19 protein-coding genes and 1 other annotated feature are annotated in these 22,765 nt (G+C 41.2%); of the genes, 16 read left to right on the forward strand and 3 right to left on the reverse strand.

Annotated features, from left to right (window positions below):
* The first annotated feature begins 132 nt into the window (after positions 1-132).
* Positions 133-355: a binding site (T-box leader), on the forward strand.
* Between the two features lie 41 nt (positions 356-396).
* The 4 genes from K1I43_RS04290 (at position 397) to K1I43_RS04305 (ending at position 8,728) form a co-directional block, all read left to right on the forward strand.
* Positions 397-3,021, forward strand: a complete 2,625-nt coding sequence (locus K1I43_RS04290) for a valine--tRNA ligase (RefSeq protein WP_019416767.1) — start codon at positions 397-399, stop codon at positions 3,019-3,021.
* Between the two features lie 62 nt (positions 3,022-3,083).
* A complete protein-coding gene (locus K1I43_RS04295; RefSeq protein WP_019416768.1) occupies positions 3,084-4,388 on the forward strand; it encodes a bifunctional folylpolyglutamate synthase/dihydrofolate synthase in 1,305 nt (434 codons plus the stop codon).
* Between the two features lie 59 nt (positions 4,389-4,447).
* Entirely contained in the window at positions 4,448-7,861 is a 3,414-nt protein-coding gene (locus K1I43_RS04300) for an Ig-like domain-containing protein (protein WP_019416769.1), read from the forward strand.
* Between the two features lie 18 nt (positions 7,862-7,879).
* Positions 7,880-8,728 carry an ankyrin repeat domain-containing protein gene (locus K1I43_RS04305; protein WP_019416770.1) on the forward strand — a complete coding sequence of 283 codons (849 nt, stop codon included), beginning with the start codon at positions 7,880-7,882 and terminating at the stop codon, positions 8,726-8,728.
* A 9-nt stretch (positions 8,729-8,737) separates the two neighbouring features.
* On the opposite strand, the gene K1I43_RS04310 is transcribed toward K1I43_RS04305, so the two are convergent.
* The 3 genes from K1I43_RS04310 to K1I43_RS04320 are packed head-to-tail and all read right to left on the reverse strand — an operon-like array spanning position 8,738 to position 11,531.
* Positions 8,738-10,375, reverse strand: a complete 1,638-nt coding sequence (locus K1I43_RS04310; RefSeq protein WP_019416771.1) for a hypothetical protein — start codon at positions 10,373-10,375, stop codon at positions 8,738-8,740.
* Positions 10,376-10,387: 12 nt separating this feature from the next.
* Positions 10,388-10,957: a PulJ/GspJ family protein gene (locus tag K1I43_RS04315; RefSeq protein WP_019416772.1), complete on the reverse strand. Its 570-nt coding sequence runs from the start codon at positions 10,955-10,957 to the stop codon at positions 10,388-10,390.
* The gene (locus K1I43_RS04320) at positions 10,941-11,531 is read right to left on the reverse strand and encodes a type IV pilus modification PilV family protein (protein ID WP_019416773.1); all 591 of its coding nucleotides are present in this window, start codon (positions 11,529-11,531) and stop codon (positions 10,941-10,943) included. Before K1I43_RS04320 ends, K1I43_RS04315 begins: the two co-directional genes overlap by 17 nt.
* 87 nt (positions 11,532-11,618) lie before the next feature.
* Here K1I43_RS04320 and K1I43_RS04325 point away from each other — a divergent pair, with 87 nt between their 5' ends.
* From K1I43_RS04325 to K1I43_RS04380, 12 genes are all read left to right on the forward strand, one after another.
* Entirely contained in the window at positions 11,619-12,815 is a 1,197-nt protein-coding gene (locus K1I43_RS04325) for a hypothetical protein (RefSeq protein ID WP_019416774.1), read from the forward strand.
* Positions 12,812-13,558, forward strand: a complete 747-nt coding sequence (locus K1I43_RS04330; RefSeq protein WP_026011517.1) for a PRC-barrel domain-containing protein — start codon at positions 12,812-12,814, stop codon at positions 13,556-13,558. The genes K1I43_RS04325 and K1I43_RS04330 overlap by 4 nt, the downstream gene beginning before the upstream one ends.
* A 13-nt stretch (positions 13,559-13,571) precedes the next feature.
* Entirely contained in the window at positions 13,572-14,813 is a 1,242-nt protein-coding gene (locus K1I43_RS04335; RefSeq protein ID WP_019416776.1) for a VanW family protein, read from the forward strand.
* Entirely contained in the window at positions 14,810-16,471 is a 1,662-nt protein-coding gene (locus tag K1I43_RS04340; RefSeq protein WP_019416777.1) for a GspE/PulE family protein, read from the forward strand. Before K1I43_RS04335 ends, K1I43_RS04340 begins: the two co-directional genes overlap by 4 nt.
* 10 nt (positions 16,472-16,481) lie before the next feature.
* A complete protein-coding gene (locus K1I43_RS04345) occupies positions 16,482-17,516 on the forward strand; it encodes a type IV pilus twitching motility protein PilT (protein ID WP_026011518.1) in 1,035 nt (344 codons plus the stop codon).
* 5 nt (positions 17,517-17,521) lie between these two features.
* Positions 17,522-18,733: a type II secretion system F family protein gene (locus K1I43_RS04350; protein WP_019416779.1), complete on the forward strand. Its 1,212-nt coding sequence runs from the start codon at positions 17,522-17,524 to the stop codon at positions 18,731-18,733.
* Between the two features lie 75 nt (positions 18,734-18,808).
* Positions 18,809-19,324, forward strand: coding sequence for a prepilin-type N-terminal cleavage/methylation domain-containing protein (locus K1I43_RS04355; protein ID WP_019416780.1), 516 nt, complete (start codon positions 18,809-18,811; stop codon positions 19,322-19,324).
* A 56-nt stretch (positions 19,325-19,380) separates the two neighbouring features.
* A complete protein-coding gene (locus tag K1I43_RS04360) occupies positions 19,381-20,130 on the forward strand; it encodes a prepilin peptidase (RefSeq protein WP_019416781.1) in 750 nt (249 codons plus the stop codon).
* A 12-nt stretch (positions 20,131-20,142) separates the two neighbouring features.
* Positions 20,143-21,111, forward strand: coding sequence for a type IV pilus biogenesis protein PilM (gene pilM / locus K1I43_RS04365; protein ID WP_019416782.1), 969 nt, complete (start codon positions 20,143-20,145; stop codon positions 21,109-21,111).
* Positions 21,095-21,676: a PilN domain-containing protein gene (locus K1I43_RS04370; RefSeq protein WP_019416783.1), complete on the forward strand. Its 582-nt coding sequence runs from the start codon at positions 21,095-21,097 to the stop codon at positions 21,674-21,676. Before pilM ends, K1I43_RS04370 begins: the two co-directional genes overlap by 17 nt.
* Positions 21,673-22,299 carry a type 4a pilus biogenesis protein PilO gene (locus K1I43_RS04375; RefSeq protein ID WP_019416784.1) on the forward strand — a complete coding sequence of 209 codons (627 nt, stop codon included), beginning with the start codon at positions 21,673-21,675 and terminating at the stop codon, positions 22,297-22,299. Before K1I43_RS04370 ends, K1I43_RS04375 begins: the two co-directional genes overlap by 4 nt.
* A gap of 13 nt (positions 22,300-22,312) precedes the next feature.
* Positions 22,313-22,753 (forward strand): type II secretion system protein, encoded by a 441-nt coding sequence (locus K1I43_RS04380; RefSeq protein ID WP_009361738.1) that lies wholly within the window; start codon positions 22,313-22,315, stop codon positions 22,751-22,753.
* Positions 22,754-22,765 lie beyond the last annotated feature (12 nt).

Below are 22,765 nucleotides of genomic sequence, written 5' to 3' on the forward strand. Positions count from 1 at the left end.
TGCTCACATCCTTTTTACATGTTTCGCTCCTTCGAGGAGCTTTTCTTTTTTATCATATGTATAAAGGAGTGAAAATGTGGCAAACCTTATTGACGATTCGTATGATTTTTATATAGTATTATGTATGAATAGAAAAAAGCGAAGATAGGGAAGAGTACGGCGTAACCCGCCTTGCAGAGAGGGGAATCAATAGCTGCGAGATTTCCTAGGTTTGTGGTCGTCGGAAGGTCGCCCTAGAGCTGCTTCTTTGAACGACAGTAGAAGAAGCCGGTGCATCGCCGTTATCGATTTGAGTGCTTAAGCATTGCTTAAGAAAAAAGGTGGTACCGCGAAAGAGTCTCCTTTCGTCCTTTTCGGATGAAGGGAGTTTTTTATTTTAGTGAAGGAGGGATTTTTATGTTACCGCCAAAATATGACCACCGTGCTGTCGAGGCAAACCGTTATGAATGGTGGTTAAAAGGGAAGTTTTTTGAAGCAACAAGCGATGAATCGAAAAAGCCATTTACGATCGTCATTCCACCGCCAAATGTGACAGGAAAACTTCATTTAGGACATGCATGGGATACGACGTTGCAAGACATTATTACACGCATGAAGCGCATGCAAGGGTACGACGTCTTATGGCTTCCGGGCATGGACCATGCGGGAATTGCGACGCAAGCGAAAGTAGAAGAAAAGCTTCGTCACGAAGGAAAAACACGCTACGATTTAGGGCGTGAACGATTTGTAGAAGAAACATGGAAGTGGAAAGAAGAATATGCGGGACATATTCGTTCGCAATGGGCGAAGCTCGGTCTTGGGCTCGATTATACGCGCGAGCGCTTCACGCTTGATGAAGGGCTATCAAAAGCAGTGCGGGAAGTATTCGTTTCGTTATATAAAAAAGGGCTCATTTACCGCGGCGAATATATTATTAACTGGGATCCGGTGACGAAAACAGCGCTATCGGACATTGAAGTAGTATACAAAGATGTGCAAGGTGCGCTATACCATATGCGTTATCCGCTTGCGGACGGTTCTGGCTATATTGAAGTGGCAACGACGCGTCCGGAAACGATGCTTGGCGATACAGCAGTTGCAGTTCATCCAGAAGATGAGCGTTACAAACACCTTATCGGAAAAACAGTCATTTTACCGATCGTTGGTCGCGAAATTCCGATTGTTGGCGATGAATACGTCGATATGTCGTTCGGTTCAGGGGCGGTCAAAATTACGCCAGCACACGATCCAAACGACTTCGAAATCGGCAACCGTCACAACTTGCCGCGCATTCTTGTGATGAACGAAGACGGTACAATGAACGACAACGCCCTTCAATATAAGGGACTTGATCGTTTCGAATGCCGTAAACAAATTGTGAAAGATTTACAAGAACAAGGCGTGCTATTTAAAATTGAAGAACATATGCATGCAGTCGGTCATAGTGAGCGTAGCGGTGCAGTCGTCGAACCGTATTTATCGACGCAATGGTTTGTGAAAATGAAGCCGCTTGCTGAAGCTGCCATCGAACTACAAAAAACAGAAGGAAAAGTAAATTTCGTTCCGGAACGATTCGAAAAAACATACTTACATTGGATGGAAAATATTCGTGACTGGTGCATTTCTCGTCAGCTTTGGTGGGGACATCGCATTCCAGCGTGGTACCATAAAGAAACGGGCGAAGTGTATGTAGACCACGAGCCACCAGCAGATATCGAAAATTGGGAGCAAGATCCAGATGTATTAGATACGTGGTTCAGCTCTGCGCTTTGGCCGTTTTCGACGATGGGTTGGCCAGATGAAACATCGGCAGATTATCATCGCTATTACCCAACAGATGTGCTCGTGACAGGCTATGACATTATTTTCTTCTGGGTATCGCGCATGATTTTCCAAGCGTTAGAGTTTACTGGAAAACGTCCATTTAAAGATGTACTTATTCACGGATTAGTGCGTGATGCGCAAGGACGAAAAATGAGTAAATCGCTTGGCAATGGCGTCGATCCGATGGATGTGATCGATCAGTACGGTGCGGATTCGCTTCGCTATTTCTTAGCGACAGGAAGCGCGCCTGGTCAAGACTTGCGCTTTAGCACAGAAAAAGTCGAAGCGACATGGAACTTCGTCAATAAAATTTGGAATGCGTCTCGTTTTGCGCTTATGAATATGGAAGGATTCACGTATGATGACATCGATTTAAACGGTGAAAAAACGGTTGCCGATCATTGGATTTTAACGCGCTTAAACGAAACGATCGAGACGGTGACAAAACTTGCAGATAAATACGAGTTTGGCGAAGTCGGCCGCGTGTTATATAACTTTATTTGGGATGATTTATGCGATTGGTATATTGAGATGGCGAAATTACCGTTATACGGTGAAGATGAACAAGCGAAAAAGACGACGCGCTCAGTGCTCGCTTATGTGCTTGATCAAACAATGCGCCTCCTTCATCCGTTTATGCCGTTTGTGACGGAAGAAATTTGGCAACAGCTTCCGCATGAAGGAGAGTCGATTACAGTTGCTTCGTGGCCGCAAGTTCGTCCTAAACTAAGCAATCATGAAGCAGCTGAACAAATGCGTTTGCTTGTTGATATCATTCGCGCGGTGCGTAACATTCGCGCTGAAGTGAACACACCGTTAAGCAAGCCAATTACGTTGCACATTAAAGCGAAAGATGAGCAAATTGCAGCAACGCTTGAGAAAAATCGCTCATATATTGAGCGTTTCTGCAATCCAAGTGAACTTGTGATTGGCACAGCGATTCCAACTGTTGAAAAAGCGATGACGGCAGTTGTGACAGGTGCGGAACTCAGTTTGCCGCTTGAAGGATTAATTAATATTGAAGAAGAAGTGAAACGCCTCGAAAAAGAGTTACAAAAACTCGATCAAGAAGTCGAGCGTGTGCAAAAGAAATTAAGCAATGAAGGCTTTTTAGCGAAAGCGCCAGCGCACGTTGTCGAAGAGGAGCGGAAAAAAGAGCGCGACTATATAGAAAAACGTGAAGCTGTTCGCGCCCGTCTTGCACAATTAAAGCAATAGTTTTATGATAAAGACGAATCCACTTTGGATTCGTCTTTCATTTTGCACAGGAGGGATTTTTCATGGTTCGTACATATAAAGAGGCAGTCGATTGGATTCATAATCGTTTATCATTAGGTGTAAAGCCGGGGTTGAAACGAATGGAATGGATGATGGAAAAGCTCGGTCATCCACAACGCCGCATAAAAGCAATACATGTTGGTGGAACGAATGGAAAAGGTTCAACCGTTTGTTTTTTACGTCATATATTACAAGAAGCAGGGTATCGTGTCGGAACGTTTACATCGCCTTATGTTGAACAATTTAATGAACGCATTAGCATCAATGGGCAACCGATTCGTGACGTTGATTTAATGAAACTCGTTCAAGTGATTCGGCCTTTAGCAGAAGAGCTAGAACAGACGGAATTAGGTGGTCCGACCGAATTTGAAGTCATTACGGCTATGGCGCTCTATTATTTTGGAAAAATGAACGTACAAGACGTCGTCATTTTTGAAGTAGGACTTGGTGGTCGTTTAGATTCGACGAACGTCATTTATCCGCTTTTATCAGTGATTACAAATGTCGGTTACGATCATATACATATATTAGGGAATACACTTGAACAAATTGCGTTTGAAAAAGCGGGAATTATAAAAGCGGGCATCCCGGTCGTCACCGCCATCGACCAGCCTGAAGCTGTACGGGTTGTAGAGGAAAAAGCAGCATCTGTACGTTCGAAAGTATATGCGCTCGGTCGCGATTTTACCGTTTTTGCTCATGAACCAACGACGAATGGGGAACGGTTTTCATTACAAACACCGTTTACGACATATCATGATGTAACGACGGAGATGTTTGGCGGGCATCAAGTGAAAAACGCAGCACTTGCGCTAATGGCGGCTGATTATTTACGCACGTATTATTCGTTTTTGATTGAGCGAGAACATATGTATAACGGCATTCGGAAAGCCGAGTGGCTCGGACGATTTGAGAAGATGAACGATCGCCCGCTTATTATTATTGATGGGGCGCATAACGAAGAAGGAATCGATAGCCTTGTGGCGACAATGAACGCTCATTATCCGAACCGTCGCGTTCATGTCCTTTTTACAGCGTTAGGCGATAAACCAGTCACAGCGATGATTCGAAAACTAGAAACGAATGCACAAACGATGACGTTTACAACATTTGATTTTCCACGTGCTCTTTCCGCCGAACAACTAGTCGAACAAGCAACACATCCAAACGTTCAATGCACGAACGATTGGAAACAATGGCTAAAAGAAAAGCGAAAACAAGTGGGAAAAGACGACATCATTTTAATTACAGGTTCGCTTTATTTCATCTCAAACGTACGAAATTTTATAAAAAATAAATATAAATAATGGCAAGAGTACTGGTATAATAGATAAAAAAATAGGACTTTTGAAAGGGGGAGAGGTAGGTGAAAAGAGCTGTTTCGGTGTTTTTAACACTTCTTTTGCTTGTTCCGTTGTTTACTCCTGTTATGACTGTGCGTGCGACGGACAACATCACATACAATGTACTTGAAATTGTTAGCCATGCTGATCAATTATCTTCGTCACCATTAAAAAAAGAACTCGGAAGCACATCGAATATAAATGTGACGACAATGACGATGAAGCGCTTTGTTGCATTACGGGACGAATTAGACGGGAAATACGATGCGATCGTTATTTCGAGTGGAGACTATAATCCGACGAAGCTAGGGAAAATGTCTGGAAATACTCAAGCACATAATACGGCAAATGTCTTAAATGATATTACAGATTTAAAAGCAAGACAAATAAAAACATTTTATATTGACAAAGGGTTACCTGTTTTTCTTCATGACGGTAGTGTAAAAAAATATTCAACGAGTAAATTGTATAGCTACTCTCAATCTGCTGCATGGAAAACAAAAACAAATGTCATTTTCTTTACAACGAATACGAACATAAAAAACTACTTTGCGACAAATGGTACGAAACGTCCTCATTTCGTGTTAACAAATGCCCCCTCTCCTACAAAAACGTATAAAAAAGGGGACACATTGTCGTTCGTATATCAAATCACGAATTATACGCAATTTCAAAATAAATGGCTAACTGTAAACTTATATATTGACTCTGATTTTAACGACAAATATACAAGTGAAGAAATTGTCGCATCCAAACAAGTGCAAGGAGCGACAGGAACGATTTCATACACGCTTCCAGCTGGTTATTCAGGTCCGCGCTATTGGAAAGTAGAAATTGTTGATGAAACGAGTGCATTAAAAGATTATGTGAAAGGGTTTGTGAAGTTTCAAGATGTTGTCGCAAACATTAAAGTGTTACAAATTCGTAAAGGGAACGATGCCAGTTCATTATTGAATACGAAAAATATGAATCCAAACTTTTTAAGTCGTACGAACGAATATAACATTCATATTGACGTAACAACATTAGATCATTTCCAAAGAAGCAAAACGTACGAACCGAATTACTCACATGAAGTGATTAATGGAAAATATGATATGATCATTTTTGGATTTGCTGATTGTTATAACGGATGTGGATCTACTACTCTAAATCCAAATGCAGTCCAATCCGTTAAAAACTTTATCCAATCCGGTCAAAGCGTGATGTTTACACACGATGTCATGTTCGGAGAAAATAACATATGGGTCAATGAATTTGGTTCAATCGTTGGACAAATTCAGCCATGGACAGATTTAGGAAATGGGGCTCCAAATCCGTCAACAAGTACAAAACAAGTAAATAGCGGTTTAATGACAAACTATCCTTTTCAGTTAGGAGAAAACATCTCGATTGCATTAACACATAACCAATATTATACACTTAACTTAGAAGATGAAAACATTATTTCATGGTATAACATTGTCGGCTCTTCACGTGACGTATATGATAGCTGGAACCATTACTATACGTATTCCAATGGAAACGTCACATATTCTGGAACCGGACATGTCGGAACAACATCAGCCTTTCCAGAAGAAGAACAAAAACTATTCGTCAATACGATGTATCGTGCGTTTTTCGGTTCGAACCATGCACCGCAGTTGACAGTCGTCACACCACAAGAAAACGAAAAAATTCCGAGCAACCAGCCGATTGAGCTATCGTACAAAGTAAAAGATTTAGATTTAGTTGACCGAACGGTTTCTACGAAAGTATGGTTAAACGGTCAAGAAATGTATGCGGAAAATAATGTGCCAAACGGCAAGATGATCATTCAATCCATTCCGCACAATATGCCAGATGGCGGGATGGCAACGATCAAAATTGAAGCAACAGATGCGCGCGGAGCAAAAGTAACAAAAGAATTTCAAGTGGTGATTGAAAAAGTATCGGCAAATATCGAAGTCAATCGGGCGATTTCAACAACGCTTACACCGGTTAACGAACCGATCGCGATGCAATATACGGTAACGCCAAAACCGTTGTCTTTATTAACGAATACGTTGTTAAAAGTAACGAACATCGCGTTTGAAGAAAAATTGCCAGCAGGGATCGAAGTGGTTTCATTGCCAAATGGATTTACAAAACAAGGAACGGTGACAGAAGGCTATACAATTAAAGGAACGTTGCCAGATATTTCATTTGTTAAGTCGGGAACAACATATATCGCTGAACCGCAAACGTTTACGATTCAAGTGAAACCGACGGCGAAAGGAACGTTTTCGCTCTCACAAGCTAAACTGACGTACAAAGATATAAATACGCAAGTCGTCAATGTATCGTTTAACGTCGTATCTTTCGTTTCAGATTACAAAATAACAGATGCCACGCTACCAAGCACAATTTTTGTGAACCGTGGCGTGCCGAAAAATGCGCGGTTATTGTTAAACGTCTTGCCGCAAGAAGCGACGATCGCATCAGTAGAATGGAGCGAAAATAGTCATGGGCAAGTTATTTCGATTGACCAAAACGGCGTCATTACCGCAATACAAGAAGGAACAGCACAAGTGACAGCAAAAGTAAAAGATATGTTCGGTAACGTCAAAACAACAACAATGACGGTCATTGTACGCATTCCAGTCGATTCGATAACGATTCAAAACTTTACTGTTTATGTCGGTGAAACGATTCCAATTCCAATAAACGTATCACCTGCAGATGCGAAAAAAGCCGTATCTTATTCGCTAGGAAATAGCTTGTATGCTGAAGTGAATGGTGCAACCGGAACGATTACAGGATTAAAAGAAGGAGTAACGACGTTAACTGTTCAAGCGTTCAATAGAAATGATGAACTCATTGAAAAAACAGTGACCGTCACTATTGAAGCGATTCCAGTCACTGCTGTTGTCGTATCTCCAACGGTTGTAAATATGAACATTGGAGAAACGGCTACGCTTGCCGCAACCGTTGCACCAAATAACGCGACGTACAAAACGATTGAATGGAGATCGTCCAATCCGAATATCGCTTCTGTCGATGAAAATGGACGTGTCACAGGGCTAAGCACAGGGCAAGTGACAATAACAGCGCAAGCACACAACGGTGTGATCGGAACAGCAATCGTTCATGTTGGTTCGCCGTTGACAGGTATTTCACTTCCATCTACATTGCTTGTTCAAAAAGGGAAAACGATCAATGTATTGCCATACATTGCACCAATCCCAGCAAATGCGACGACAAAAATTGTAAGCCGTTCATTTGCTGTTGGAAATAGTTACTATGCTGTTGTCGATCAAAATGGAGAAGTCACTGCGAAACGTCTCGGTGAAACGCCACTGACGGTGAAACTCGTTGATGAAACAGGGAAAACGTGGACGGCATCAACAGTTATTCGCATTGTTGAACAAGCGACAGATCCAACGAAAGGCGGAAATAAAAACGGTTGGCTGTACTAACAAAGGATGTGAACACGTATGAAAAAATTGATGATGCTATTTGTCATCATCAGCTTATTAAGCGGATGTTTTCCGTCGAAAGAAGAAAAACAAAAAAAATTCATCAAAGCGATCGAACAAGGAAATGTAGAAGCGGTTCGCGACTATATGAAACAAGAAAAAAATATTAACTTTAAAATGAACAATGAAACACCGCTTGATGTAGCCATGCGGAACGGTCAGCGTGAAATTGCGGTTCAACTATTAAAAGCTGGAGGGAAGTCGGCTGTTATGCCACTTCCTCCCCTCCATTTTGCGCTCGCTTCTTCTTTGGCTCAAGGAGATGAAGAAAATATTGAAATTGTGAAACAAATGGTGAACGAACAGACGGTGCGTGAAAAAGATAAGGAAAACAATACCCCATTGCATATCGCAGCAGGGAGTGGAGATCTTTCCCTCGTTCAACTCGTTTGCCAATACGATGTTGATATGAATGCGGAAAATAAACAAGGGGAAACGCCATTATTGCTTGCGGTGCAGGCAGGGAATGTGGATGTTGTCCGCTTTTTATATGAACGTGGGGCAAATGTGGAAATTGCCAATAAATCTGGTGAAACGCCGTTATATAAAGCTGTTGAACGAAATTTTATGGATGTAGCAAAATATTTATTAGCAAACAAGGCGAATGTCAACGCCAAAACGAATATTGGAAAAACACCGTTAATGGTTGCAGCTGAATACGGATATGATGAGTTAGTAACCATTTTGCTTCGCTATGGGGCCGATGTACACATAAAAGATCAGACGGGTAACACGGCGCTTTCTCTTGCGCAATATTGGAAACATGAAAATATAATCAAACAGCTAAAAGAAAAAGGAGCGAGGTAGCTCCTTTTCTTATTGTACTCGCAGTTCGTCAACGATGACAGCAAGCTGTTTAACAAGCGGTAAGCCGAGACCGCGGTTAATAAATACATCTTTATTATGTTTAACGACAAAGCGAGCATATTGTTTTTGATCTTCTTCTGACGATATAGGAGTTTGAAACGAGAGGTTCGTTCCGCTCTCGTTCGTTTCACCGCGATACGTATTAATAATTAACCCGTTTTCATCTGTGTACGGAATAATTGAGCCATTGCCGCGCGCAAATAGCCCTCCTTCGATATTGATATATGACCCGACGGCATAAATGACTGCATTGCTATCCGTGTAGAAAAATCCTTTTAAATTCGGTGTGGTGAGTGAAAAGTTGTTCGTAAATTCATTGACACGAGCGATTTCGAGCTCCTCTTTTGTTAATAATACGACTTCTTTCCCGTTTAATCCGCTAATCGTCGTATTGTAAATTGATGTATTTCCGTTGACGTAAATGGTAGAATCGAACGCCACTTGCCCTGTAATCGTTAAGTTACCGAGTACAATGATGTTTCCTGAAATTTGTAAAAGAGAACTTCCCGCATTTTCTAACGTCAAGTCGCCATTTACAATCAACCATTGTCCATCATTTAAAGTGAACGAAGTAATATCGAAATACGGAACTGTACTTGTATCAAGGAAAATGGATTTCCCGCTAGCAATCGCAACGTCTAACGCAGTTGGTAAATTAGTGGCATCATCCACAGTCACAAATGCAAACGATGGTTTTAATTGTTCTACAAGCTCTGACAATGGTAAAGAAATGAGATTTTGATATTGCGTTTGTTTACTTTGATCAAATGCATCAATGCCAGCTGCGGAGAGCAGTTTATCTTTTAATGTGAAATCGAAGTTTACGTCAATAAACTCCTCTTGTTCTTTTTGAATGCTCGGTCCTTGATATTGAAACGACAGGGAGCTAGATGAAAAATCGTTCATGTTTTTTGTAAATTCGTTTGATATCGTGTAACAGCTTTTTGCTCCGTTTTCGTGATCGCATGCATAGCGATTGCCATCAACGAACAATATACTTTTTTCGCTTGTCGTCGGAAATGATGTTTGCACAGAATAAAGCGTTGAGTTGTAAATATAGTTGGCAACATTAGTGACGTATATATCTTTCCCTGCATATATATTGCCATCAATATATGCTCCGCCATTTAATGTGACATTTTCACGCGAGCCAAGGGCATATTTTAAAAAGCTTGGCGCATTCGTGATAATCACTTCGCGAGTGACTGCTTTGTTTCCGTATGGGGCAGATATACGAAAGACGCGTGTAAATAAGTGATTGCGCACAATTCCTTTTTCATCGGTTATGTCTTCGATCGTGACGCCATGGCGGTTCATGAGCTCATTCAAAAAACCTACCTGTGCATTTCCTAAGTCAACATCAAGTTGCGCAGGAGTTGATAACGTTAACTGTTCGACTTTTACTTTTAGTTCAGCGACTGTTTCTTCTACAGCTTTCACCGCGTCGTGGAGCGATGTGACATCTTCGACTCGCACTTGTGTAAATTTTGCTTGATATATGCTAACGGATAAAATCGTAAGCCCGATGATAAAAAAGACAGTGACCGTTAACATCACAAGCACAAGACTATATCCTCTTTCATTCACATCGATCCCCCCTTAAAATCCGAATTCTGACTGTAATGTAAACGGTTCGATATATAACGGGTCGTCTGGATTTCGGTGGTCGTTATCTTGAACAGATAAACGAATCGAAATGATTCCGCTTTTACATACGTTTTGTTGTTTTCGCATGCACGTATAGGTGAATGTAGATTGTTCAGGAATAATGCGTAAATTTGATGTCGTGATTTTTTTTTCATTTATTTGTAACGTTTCGTTAGACGTGTCAATAATGATTTTTAGCGTTTCATTTCCTTTTTCTTTTTCTTCCACGAGCCCTGTATTTGTGTCAATTTCTTTTTTTACTTGATTGACAAACGTTAGCGTATAGTTATTTGATTCGTCCTCTTTTAAACCGTCTGGCGCAAATGCATATAATTCGTTAAAAATCATTGTCATGATTACATCTGCTTCGCTCCGTAGTTGATTTTCAATGCCTATTCGTTTATATGCTTTCGTTCCTGCTGTAAATACGCCGTATGCAGAAGCGGCAATAACGGATGTGATCGCTAGCCCAACAAGCAGTTCGATCAGCGTTAATCCTCGTTCGTTAGCGAATACTTTCATTGGCGATCACTCCTTTTAATACGATCACTTCGTTATTCGAGCGAACAGTCACATATAAACGAAGTAAATAATTGCTTACGTCCTCAACCGGCTCTTTTTCTTGTTGAATGGCTTGTGTTAAAGAGTCTGGAAATTCAGTTGGTGGGTTTGTTTTTATTTGCGACCATATCGTTTGATCGTATGGAATGAGCCAAGCTTGTACGTCTTCTTCATCGTATGTGACATTGTTAACCGTCGGTGAAAAAACAGCTTTACATACATGTTCGTCAGGGAATAAAGACGAATTTGCACACGATGAAGCGTCCAAACGAATAAAAGGTGTTTGTTGTGTGATATGATTGGTTGTATATTCGGATATGGTTTGAAAATCAAGTCGTTCCATATAATGAATCACACCGCGTGCGATATTTATAGCGATCGTTTTTGATTGGTTATACGTTGTATATGTCATTGCATTTGTGAAAAACATAAACATGCCGCTCACAACAAACGACAAAATGACGATCGATAAGAGCACTTCAATTAACGTAAACCCACGTTTGTTATAAAAAATATTTATTTTCTTTTGACACATTTTCCTTCCCCTTCTTTTAAAATACATAACTTTATTATACAATATGTTAGAGTTAGTGTTTGCATCATTTTGAATGGGGGGAGCGATTTGTCGTATTTATTTTTTGTCATTTTTTTTCTCATATTAATCCCCATCTATATTCGATTACCTTTTGGATGGACAAAAAAAGGACTTGCTCTTTTATTAACGATCGCTTGTTTATTAAGTGCTTTTGGTATGATTGCGATCGAACAATTTCCACTTTGGCAAGCTGCATTATTTCTTTTTCTTTTAGTGATCGCGAGTACATATTTACTTGAACAAAAGCTCGGCCATTTATTTTATGCACGCATTTATGAGCATGATATCATTGTTGAAGATGACGGAGAAGATGAGCGAAAAGATGAACAGCCGCTTGTGATGAAAGAAGTGACAGAAGAACATTCGGAAAATGAGCTGCAACAAGTCGATGATATCGATGTCGAATGGAGCGAGGGGGACTGGCAAGAAGTTGAGCAACATGTTTCGATCGAGCCGTTAACCGATGCATATGATGATGTTATTGAACCGAACGCGAATATGGACGATGTCATTGAGCCGTTACACAACGATGACATAGATGTAGACGAAGCATTTATCATCCAAGAACGGTGGGACGATTTGCTTAGCGATATAAGTGATGAAACGTCACGTGATGAATCATTTGAGAATGAAATAAAAGAAGAGCTTGATATAGAAACGCTTGCTATCGTAGAACAACCGATCGAACAAATGGCTAACGAACGACATGAAAGCGAAACGACGTTACAAAGTGTTGTCGTACATACAGTGAGCGAGCAAGAAATGGACATCATCCCGGTTATCGATCATGCTTTACAACAGCAAGAAGAAGAGGCAAACATTCCGATGCTCGAAGAAGCAGTTGTTTATGATGAACAACCGTTTCAAAGTGCATCGAATGAGATGGAAACAATAGCAGAAGAAAAAGAAACGGAACTTTTGCGTATGCTTCCAAAGCCGTTGCTGAAAAATTTACTCGCTTCGTTATATGCGATGCGTTCACAGTTGTCAGATCATGAATATGAACAGCTTATTCATAAACATTTACATCCCCGTTTACACGAACAAGATTATTATACATTTGCAAATGTATTAATGGAACATTATGTAGCTTCAAAACAATATGAAAAGCTATATCGCTTTGCAACACAACTGTATGCACAATATGAGTGTTATCCAATCATTCAACAACAATTAACACATATGATACATTACGCTGAACAAAAAATGAGGTGGGAAAAATGAAAAGTAGCACACAAGTTATCGGTCTTCCGGTCATTAGCATCCAAAACGGAGTTCAACTTGGACAAGTGAAGTCGCTTGTCGTGAACCCAGAAAAAGGAACAATTGACTTTTTAATTGTTGATCAAGAAAATTGGGAAATTAGCATGAAAGCGATTCCGTTTCGCAACGTCATTGGAATTGGTGAATTTGCCGTAACGGTTGAAGAAGAACGAGCTGTACTTGATTTAAACGTCATTCCGATTGCCAATGAGCTCGTCAATAAAAAAATTGGGATTAAACAAGCAAAAGTAATGACGAGAAAAGGTCAATTGCTCGGTGAAGCAACGGAGTTTTATATTGACGAAGAAACAGGACAAATTATCGGTATTGAAGTGCAAATCGGAAATGAGTCTCGCATCGTTCGCGCTGATCACGTCATTACGTACGGAAAAGAGCTACTTATTGTTCACGAAGACGCGCAGCAAACGGTGGCTTCGGACGTGAGTGAGTTGTTGTCACTAAGAGGGACACAAGTAGAGCCCCTTGTTGAACAAATGACACCAAAAACAGTTGAAACGGAACTCGATGAGTTGCGTCGAAAACAAATTGATATGTTAACAGGAAAACGGGTGTTAAAAGATATTGTTGATTCAAACGGTCAAACATTGATTGCGAAAGATACAATTTTAACGAAAGAACATATTATTCGTGCCCAAGAAGAAGGACCAGACGTTGTTATTGAATTGTCGATAAATGTCGAGTAAGGAGGCGTATGCCGTGCGCCAAATCGCTTCGCTTAAGTTGTTTTTCACGTTGCTTCTTACCGTTTCATATTTACTTGCAAGTACGAAAGTGGCGACATGGGCGTACGAGTCGTTCGTTAGTGGCGATACATTTGCTAAAGGAACGAGCATCGGGCCAGTCGATATATCGAATCGTTCATACGAAGAAGCATATGAACGAATCAATCAAAAAGTAAATGAATGGAAAAAAACAACGCAAATTACGCTCGAAATAGAGGAAAAGAAATCCACTATACCGACAAATATGTTTACATTTCATATTGAAGAGAGCATAAAACGAGCGGAGAGTGGGAAGAGCACCCCTCTCCTCGTTTCCGTTGACGGACAAGCTTTACAAGATGTGATTTCTTCGCTTGGCGTATCAAGTGATTGGATCGATGTTGAAAAAGTAAGAGCACAAGTAGAACAAACGGCGGCTTTGCTTACATCTGCTCAACTGTCTCTTAGCCAATATATTCGAGAAGAGATGCAAAAAGAGACGATATTGTCGCAAGCAATCGTTCCTTCGTCAGAAGAACTTCGTGCGATGACGCCAACAACAATCGTCATTGAGCCAAAACAAGTATTTTCTGTTTCGGACTTTTTCAAACAGCAAGGAATAAATTTATCAAAAGAAGCGATGACGTTATTTGCATCAGCATTGTATGAGGCCGTTGTACCGACAAATTTTGAAATTGTTGAACGGCATACGAGCCCTGTATTGCCAAATGGGATCAAGGCAGGATTTGAAGCGGCCGTTGAACGAAATAAAAAAGATTTTATATTTTTTAATCCAAACGATCAGCCATATACGGTTGAATGTGAAACAGAAGGCGGTCAAATGAAAGTTGCGCTAATCGGCATGCCGTTTATTTATCAATACGTATTAAAAACGGATCCGATCGAGTATTACGATCCGAAAACGATTGTCCAATATAGCGCATTGCTGAAGCCGAATGAAAAGCGAATAAAGGAAGAAGGAAAAAAAGGAATGCTCATTCGCTTGTACAAAGAAGTGTACGATCGCAATCGAACAATGATTGAAACGGTACCCGTTTCGGAAGACTTTTATCCGCCTGTTCATCACGTTGAATTGCGTGGATTGCAAGCAGGAGTAAGTAACGGAACGGAGACACCGACTCCAAATGAATCACCTTCAACACAGTTACCACAACAAGACGACATATGGGGAAATGAAAACGAGCAAATAAAAGGAAATGAGGATGAGACCTCATGAAAAAGCAAGAGCGAAAACGACTAGGTGATTTGCTTGTTGAAGCGGGATTAATTACGAAAGAACAACTCGAAGAAACGTTAAAAGAAAAAGCACCCGGTCAAAAATTAGGAGATGCGTTGTTGCAACGAGGATATATTACGGAGCAACAATTAATCGAAGTGTTAGAGTTTCAACTTGGTATTCCACACGTCAGCTTATATCGCTATCCAATTGATCCGAAATTAATGAATCTCGTACCGAAAGAATTTGCGAAACGAAATATGCTCATTCCTTTAAAACAAGACGGGGATCGGCTGTTTGTCGCCATGGCAGATCCGATGGATTTTTTTGCGATTGATGATTTGCGTCTATCGACAGGCTTTCACATTGAAGTTGCCATTGCATCAAAAGACGATATTTTACGGGCAATTAATAAATATTACGATATTGATGATTCAGTGGAAGAATTTTTAAACATCGCTCCTCCGCAAGAAGTGCGTGAGCAAGAAAAGCTTGTGGAAGATGACTCGCCGATTGTTCGACTCGTCAATCAAATTTTACAAATGGCAGTAGAACAACGAGCGAGCGATATTCACATTGATCCACATGAAACGAAAGTCGTCATTCGTTATCGCATCGACGGCATTTTGCGCACAGAGCGGGCGTTGCCGAAACATATGCAAGGAATGTTAACGGCGCGCATAAAAATTTTAGCGAATATGGATATTACAGAACATCGCGTTCCGCAAGATGGACGGATTAAAATGAACATCGATTTTCATCCTGTCGATTTGCGCGTATCGACGTTGCCGACTATTTACGGTGAAAAAATCGTTATGCGCGTGCTTGATTTAGGAGCAGCATTAAACGATTTAAACAAACTCGGATTTAATAAATTGAATTTACAACGGTTTATTCAACTGATCGAACAACCAACAGGCATCGTGTTAATTACAGGACCGACGGGTTCAGGAAAATCGTCAACGCTTTATGCGGCATTAAATCGATTAAATGGGGAACATGTGAATATTATTACAATTGAAGATCCGGTCGAATATCAGCTTGAAGGAGTAAACCAAATTCAAGTAAATCCGAATGTTGGGATGACATTTGCTGAAGGGTTGCGTTCGATTTTGCGCCAAGATCCAAACATCATTATGGTTGGAGAAATTCGTGATCGTGAAACAGCGGAAGTAGCGATTCGCGCCTCTTTAACAGGGCATCTTGTGTTAAGTACGTTGCATACGAATGATGCATTAAGCACTGTTGCTCGTTTAATTGATATGGGAGTCGAGCCGTTTTTAGTTGCCACATCGCTTTCAGGAGTCGTTTCGCAGCGTCTCGTGCGACGCGTTTGTCGCGATTGTCAAGAAGAGCACGAACCGACGAAGCGGGAAATCGACATTTTCGCTCGTCGTGGCTTGAAAATTGAAAAAGTGATGCGCGGTCGTGGTTGCCCGACATGCAATATGACAGGATATAAAGGGCGTATTGCGCTACATGAATTAATGGTGATGTCTGATGAAATGAGAAAAGTCATTTTAAATGGCGAGCCGCTTTCGAAACTGCGCGAAATTGCGATAAAAAATAAAATGATTTTTTTAATTGATGACGGCTTATTAAAAGTGAAGCAAGGGCTTACGACAACAGAAGAAGTGTTGCGTGTAAGCATTGGGTAAGGTGATGAAGATGAGACAAAAAGTAGATGCGATGTTGCGAGCTGCATTTGAGTTAAAAGCATCTGATATTCATTTAACGGTCGGCGTTCCCCCGATTTTTCGCGTGAACGGAGATTTAAAACGATACGGTCAAGGTGTGTTATCGCCAACCGATACAGAACAAATGGCAAGAGCGATCGTTCCAGAGCATATGTGGGCGCGCTTTGAAACAGATGGCGAGTTAGATTTGTCGTATAGCCTTTCCGGTGTTTCACGTTTCCGTGTGAATGTGTTTAAACAACGTGGATGCATATCGCTTGCCATTCGTATCGTACCGACAAAAATTCCGACGCTTGAAGAATTGCAATTGCCAGATGTATTAAAAAAAATGGTAACAAAACCACAAGGGCTTATTCTTGTTACCGGACCGACAGGAAGCGGAAAATCGACGACGTTAGCTGCGATGATCGATTATATGAATAAAACGATGCGCAAACATATTATTACGCTTGAAGATCCGATTGAATACGTGCATAAGCATGGAGGATGTATTATTGACCAGCGCGAGATCGGGACGGATACAAACAATTTCGCAAATGGACTTCGAGCGGCGCTTCGACAAGATCCAGACGTCATTTTAGTTGGAGAGATGCGCGATCTAGAAACGATTCAAACAGCCATTACCGCCGCGGAAACAGGGCATCTTGTATTCGGGACGCTTCATACGTCCAGCGCACCGGCGACAATTGATCGTATCATTGATGTATTTCAACCTGAGCAACAAACACAAATTCGCATTCAATTGGCTACTGTGTTAGTTGCGATTATTTCGCAACGATTATTTCCGCGCGCTCAACAAAACGGACGCATTGCAGCGACAGAAATATTAATTAACAATGCGGCAATTGCAAATTTAATTCGCAACGGAAAAATACATCAAATTCCGAGCATTATGCAAACGAACCGCGCGCTCGGTATGCATACGCTTGAAGCGAACATTAAAGAACTCGTCCAACAAGGATTCATTGCAAAAGAATCGGTTGAGCCGTATTTGCAGGAAGGGTGAAATAGATGGCGCAATTTCGCTATGAAGCGCGCGATGTGCGCGGGCGAGTGAAAAAAGGTACGATCGTTGCTTCGTCGCGTCGAGATGTCATCATGAAACTGCGAGAACAACGATTAAAAGTCATTGACGTACGCGAAGTACCACAGACGTTATTAACAAAAGAAATTACGTTCGGAAATCCCGTAAAACTGCAGCATTTCGTCATTTATTTACGCCAATTTGCTACGCTTTTAAAAGCAGGGGTAACGATCGTTGACGCCACTCGCATTTTAGCGGAACAAACGGAAAGTAAAGCGTTAAAAAAAGCGCTCGTGCACGTTGAGGAGCAGTTGAGAAGCGGTAAACCGTTGTCTACGGCGATGACAGATCATCCGAACATTTTTCCTTCGCTCGTCGTCAATATGATTCATGCGGGGGAAGCGAGCGGAAGCATTGACGAAACGCTCGAAAGGCTTGCCGATCATTTTGAAAAAGTACATCGCACAAGGCAAAAAATTGTTTCCGCTCTTGCATATCCGATCGTTGTTGGAATGATTGCTGTCGTCGTTGTCATCTTTTTGCTCGTGAGCGTCGTTCCGACATTCGTTTCGATGTTTGCTGATTTTGGCGCAGAACTGCCAACCATTACGAAGTTTGTTTTACGTGCAAGCGAAGTGATGCAAACGTATTGGTGGGGCGTCATTTTGTTGTTCATCGCTCTATATATTTTATTAATCATGTTAAGGAAACAAAAAGTAACGAAATATTATTTAGACGTTTTCATGCTTCGCATGCCGATTTTTGGTGGGATGATGCAAAAAGCGGTGCTAGCGCGTATGACGCGCACATTAAGTTCTCTTTTTTCAAGCGCTGTCCCTATTTTACAAGCGCTTGCCATCGTAGAAACGGTCGTTGAAAACGAAGTCGTTGCTCGCGTCATTCGCACATCGCGGGATGCGCTTGAACGCGGAGAATCATTAACAGAGCCGATGAAGAGACATTGGGCATTTCCGCCACTTGTCACACAAATGATTGCGATCGGAGAACAAACCGGCTCACTAGATGCGATGCTTGCAAAAGTTGCTGATTTTTACGAAGCGGAAGTCGAAGCAGCGACGGATCGTTTAAAATCGTTAATTGAGCCGCTCATGATCGTATTGCTTGCAAGCGTCGTCGGGACGATCGTCACATCCATTTTAGTGCCGATGTTTGATATATTTAATCATATTCAACAATAAAACTAGTACTTTTCAACTAGACTGTTATCGTGTAAAATGATGAGAGAAAACAAAAAAATGCAAAGGAGAGGAATTATGTTAAAACGATTCATTCGTAACGAAAAAGGTTTAACGTTAATTGAGTTGTTAGCAGTCATCGTTATTTTAGGGATTATTGCTGCCATTGCGATTCCTAGTATTGGAGGATTAATCGACAACTCGAAAAAAGACGCTCATGTAGCAAACGCACAACAAATGATTAACGCAGCAAAAATTGCTGTGACGGCGGATAAAGATTTGATTCCTGCTAATGGAAAATATACAGTTCTTCCTCTTGCTTATTTAGAAAGCAAAGGGTATCTAGAAACCGTAAAAGATCCGGATGGGAATACTACGTCATATAAGAAGGCACCATCTGGTTACGACAACAAACCACTTACATCCGAAGACGATCCAAAAAAAGCGTATTCATATGTGCTTATAAAAAATACAGACACAAAATTAACATATTTTGTAAAGTTGATTAATGACTCACGTGGTGTTTTTGGAAAAGATGGGGTTGCTGTAGAAGAAAAAGATTTAAAACGTGATGCGGTAAACGAGATTGAGTAAAAAAATAAATATAAAATTTTTTGGAAAACTAAACGTATAAATAAGAGTGATCGTATATGTTGCTTTCTATTTCTTTCCTCCTCGGTCTTTTTCTCGGCTCTTTTTATAATGTTGTTGGGTTAAGGGTACCGAAAGGGGAGTCGATTGTTGCGCCGCGTTCGCATTGTCCACATTGTAAGCGGACGTTGACGGCGTTAGAGTTAATGCCGGTTGTTTCGTATGTGTTGCAAAAAGGGAAATGTCGCGCGTGTTCGGCGCGCATTTCCTTTGTTTATCCGTTGATTGAGCTGTCCACGGCTATATTGTTTACGCTTGCCCCGCTTTTTGTCGGTTGGTCAGCAGAAGTAGCTGTTAGTTGGACGCTCATTTCTTTATTCGTTATTATTTTTGTGTCTGACGTGTATTATATGGTTATCCCAAACCGTGTTTTATTATTTTTTACTCCACTTCTTCTTGCTGAACGTTTATGGGTTGCTCCGCTTACTCCTTGGTGGAATAGTTTACTCGGTAGTGTTGTTGGATTTATGATATTGTTTGTCATAGCGGTTGTGAGTAAAGGTGGCATGGGTGGTGGAGATATTAAACTATTTTCGTTAATCGGTTTAGCGCTTGGTGCAAAGCTTACCGTTCTAGCTTTCTTTTTATCGACGCTCGTCGGGACAATATTCGGACTGATTGGTATGGCAATTGGCCGTGTGAAACGAGGCGAACCGATGCCGTTCGGACCAGCGATCGTCGTTGGGACGTTAATCGCTTATTTTTTCGGAGATACGATCATCGATGCGTACGTAAAGGTTATGATGTAAGGAGAACGAACTATGCGGCTTTTTTCGTTGAAACATAAAGTGGGCAACATTGTTATAAAAGATCACGTCATTCGCTATGTCGAATTAAAACAACAGCAACCGCTCGTTTTGCATACGTGCGAGGAATGGCCGCTTCCAGAAGGAATTGTGCGAGACGGGAAAATTGTCGATGAAGAACAGTTCGCTCATATTATGGAGCAATGTGTCGATATGTGGAAGATGAAACATCGCCGCATTCGCTTTCTCGTTCCGGATCCACTCATCGTTATTCGTAAAGTTCCGTTACCGAAAGAAATCGATGTAGAAGATGTACGTAGTTATTTATTTATGGAAATTGGTTCAACTATTCTGCTTCCGTTTGAAGAGGCGGTATTTGACTATGCTTTGCTTGAAAAAACGAAAGAGGCGTTTCACATTTTATTGTTTGCCGCACCGGAAGCGAACGTGATGCAATATGCGCAATTGTTTGAGGAAGTGAAATTAAAACCGATCGTGGCAGATATTTCTCCGCTTAGCTTATATCGCTTATTTTACACATTTCATTTAGCGAACGATGTTGATCACTTTTTATTCGTTCAATTTGATTTATCGTCGTTGAACGTCAGCGTATTTTATCAACATCGTCCAATATTCACGCGCCAGTTAGCGTTTGATGCTCAATGGACGTATTGGGAAAAAACGAATGAAGGATGGACGTGGTTAAAAGAAGGTGAACCAGAGCGACAGCTTGAAGACTTATATAAAGAGCTTGAGCGCGTCATGAGCTTTTACCGTTTTTCATTACAACAAGGCAAGGCGCAAATTACCCGCATCGTCATTACTGGGGACCACCCGCTAATCAATACGTTTGCTAACTTGTTACAAGAGCGTCTGGATATCGCGGTCGAAACGTTGACGTTGCCACTTTCGGTCGATCCAGCTTATTATTTACCAATTGGACTCGGACTAAAAGAGGGTAGTGCACATGCTAGTCGAAATTAACTTATTGACGAAACGTGAACGAAAATCCCGTCTCATCCCGCTTTTATCCATTGTGGCCGCTGTTTTATTCATCGTTGGTGCGACGACGTTTTATTTCGTCGTACAACGCATGGAACAACAAATCGCCCAATTAAAAACGGAGCTTGATCAAACGAAAGCGTTACGAATAGCAGAAGAAGAAAAACAAAAAACAGCTGCGAACACATCTGTCGGAGTCCAGTTACAAGAAGCGATTCAATGGGCGGAGCAATATCCGATTCATACGGTCGCGCTTTTACATGAATTGATTGAACGATTGCCAGAGCGAGGGTTTTTAATGAACGTTTCGTATGCGCGAGATGGCGCCATTCAACTGACCGCTCAATTTGATACAACGCGTGAAAGTGCCGCATATTTACAATCATTAAAAGACGCATCGTTTATCGCAGACGTGAAACTGACGAGTTTAACTGCATCAGAAGGAAAGGCGGAAGAAGAAGGAATCATGCCGCGGTATATCGGACAATTTTCTATTCAGCTAAATATGGAGGAATGGAAAAAACAGCAACAAGGAGGGGGAAAATGAGAAAAGGACTTATCGTGATGATTTCCCTCTTGTTGCTTACGCTACTATCATTTGCGCTATATATATATGTGTACAAACCGCTTGATGAACGAAGAGAGCAATTGAAAACAGAATTACAGATGGAAAAAAAGTTGCTGCAAACGTTACAAAGCAAGCCACCGTCAGACGATTTGCGTATCAGTTTAATCGAGTTGCAAAAACGCGTCCCTGTTCAACCGTTTGTCGAGCAGTTTTTATTAGATATTGAAAAAGCAGAAGTCGTATCAAATAGTGAAGTATTGTCGCTCACCTTTCAAGAAGGAGAAAACGTTGAAGGGCCTCCTACTCCGATTCAAAAATTAACGGTCAATATATCTGTTCGCTCTCCTTCCTATTTTGCGCTCGAACAATTTATTGATGTGTTGGAGCGATCGAAGCGCATCGTGTCAGTCGATTCGCTATCGTTTACAGGATATGAAGAATGGACGACAGTGATGGATGAAGTACCGGAGCTGTCTTATTCCCTTACTGTTTCAACGTTTTATGCGCCAGAGTTGCGCCAATGGATTGAGCAATTGCCACCGCTTGATTTACCGCAACCGAGCGAAAAGCGCAATCCGTTTCCTTCACTAACGGAGCAATAAAGGAGTCGGTCGGATGCAAAATGAGCGCGGAATGACGTTAATCGAACTGTTAGCCGTCATTGTTATTTTAAGTATTTTAGTCATGATTGCGACCGTGTCTGTCGTTGAAGTCATTAAAAAGTCACGTGATCGAGCGTTTGTCGCGACAGCGTATTCGCTATACGAGGCGGCACGACTTCACGTTGGTGCACAAAAAGTAGAGTTTTTAACGCCAAATGAAAGTGAGATATTAACGTACAAACAATTAGTTGACGATGGCGTTCTTGAGGGAATCATTGATCCGTACACATCGAAACGGTTGCCCCCAAATGATGATTCGTATGTCATTGTGACGAAACAACATGACGGTACGATTGCGTATGCGGTTTGTTTAAAAGGGGAAACGAAGCAAATTTGTAAAGAAAATGGCGTACCTGTCGATCAGTTGTCGATAAATGACATTCAAGATCGGTAGTGCGAAATTTGA

The sequence above is a fragment of the Anoxybacillus sp. ST70 genome (assembly GCF_019553625.1).
In the GTDB taxonomy this organism is placed as follows: Bacteria; Bacillota; Bacilli; order Bacillales; family Anoxybacillaceae; genus Anoxybacillus; species Anoxybacillus gonensis.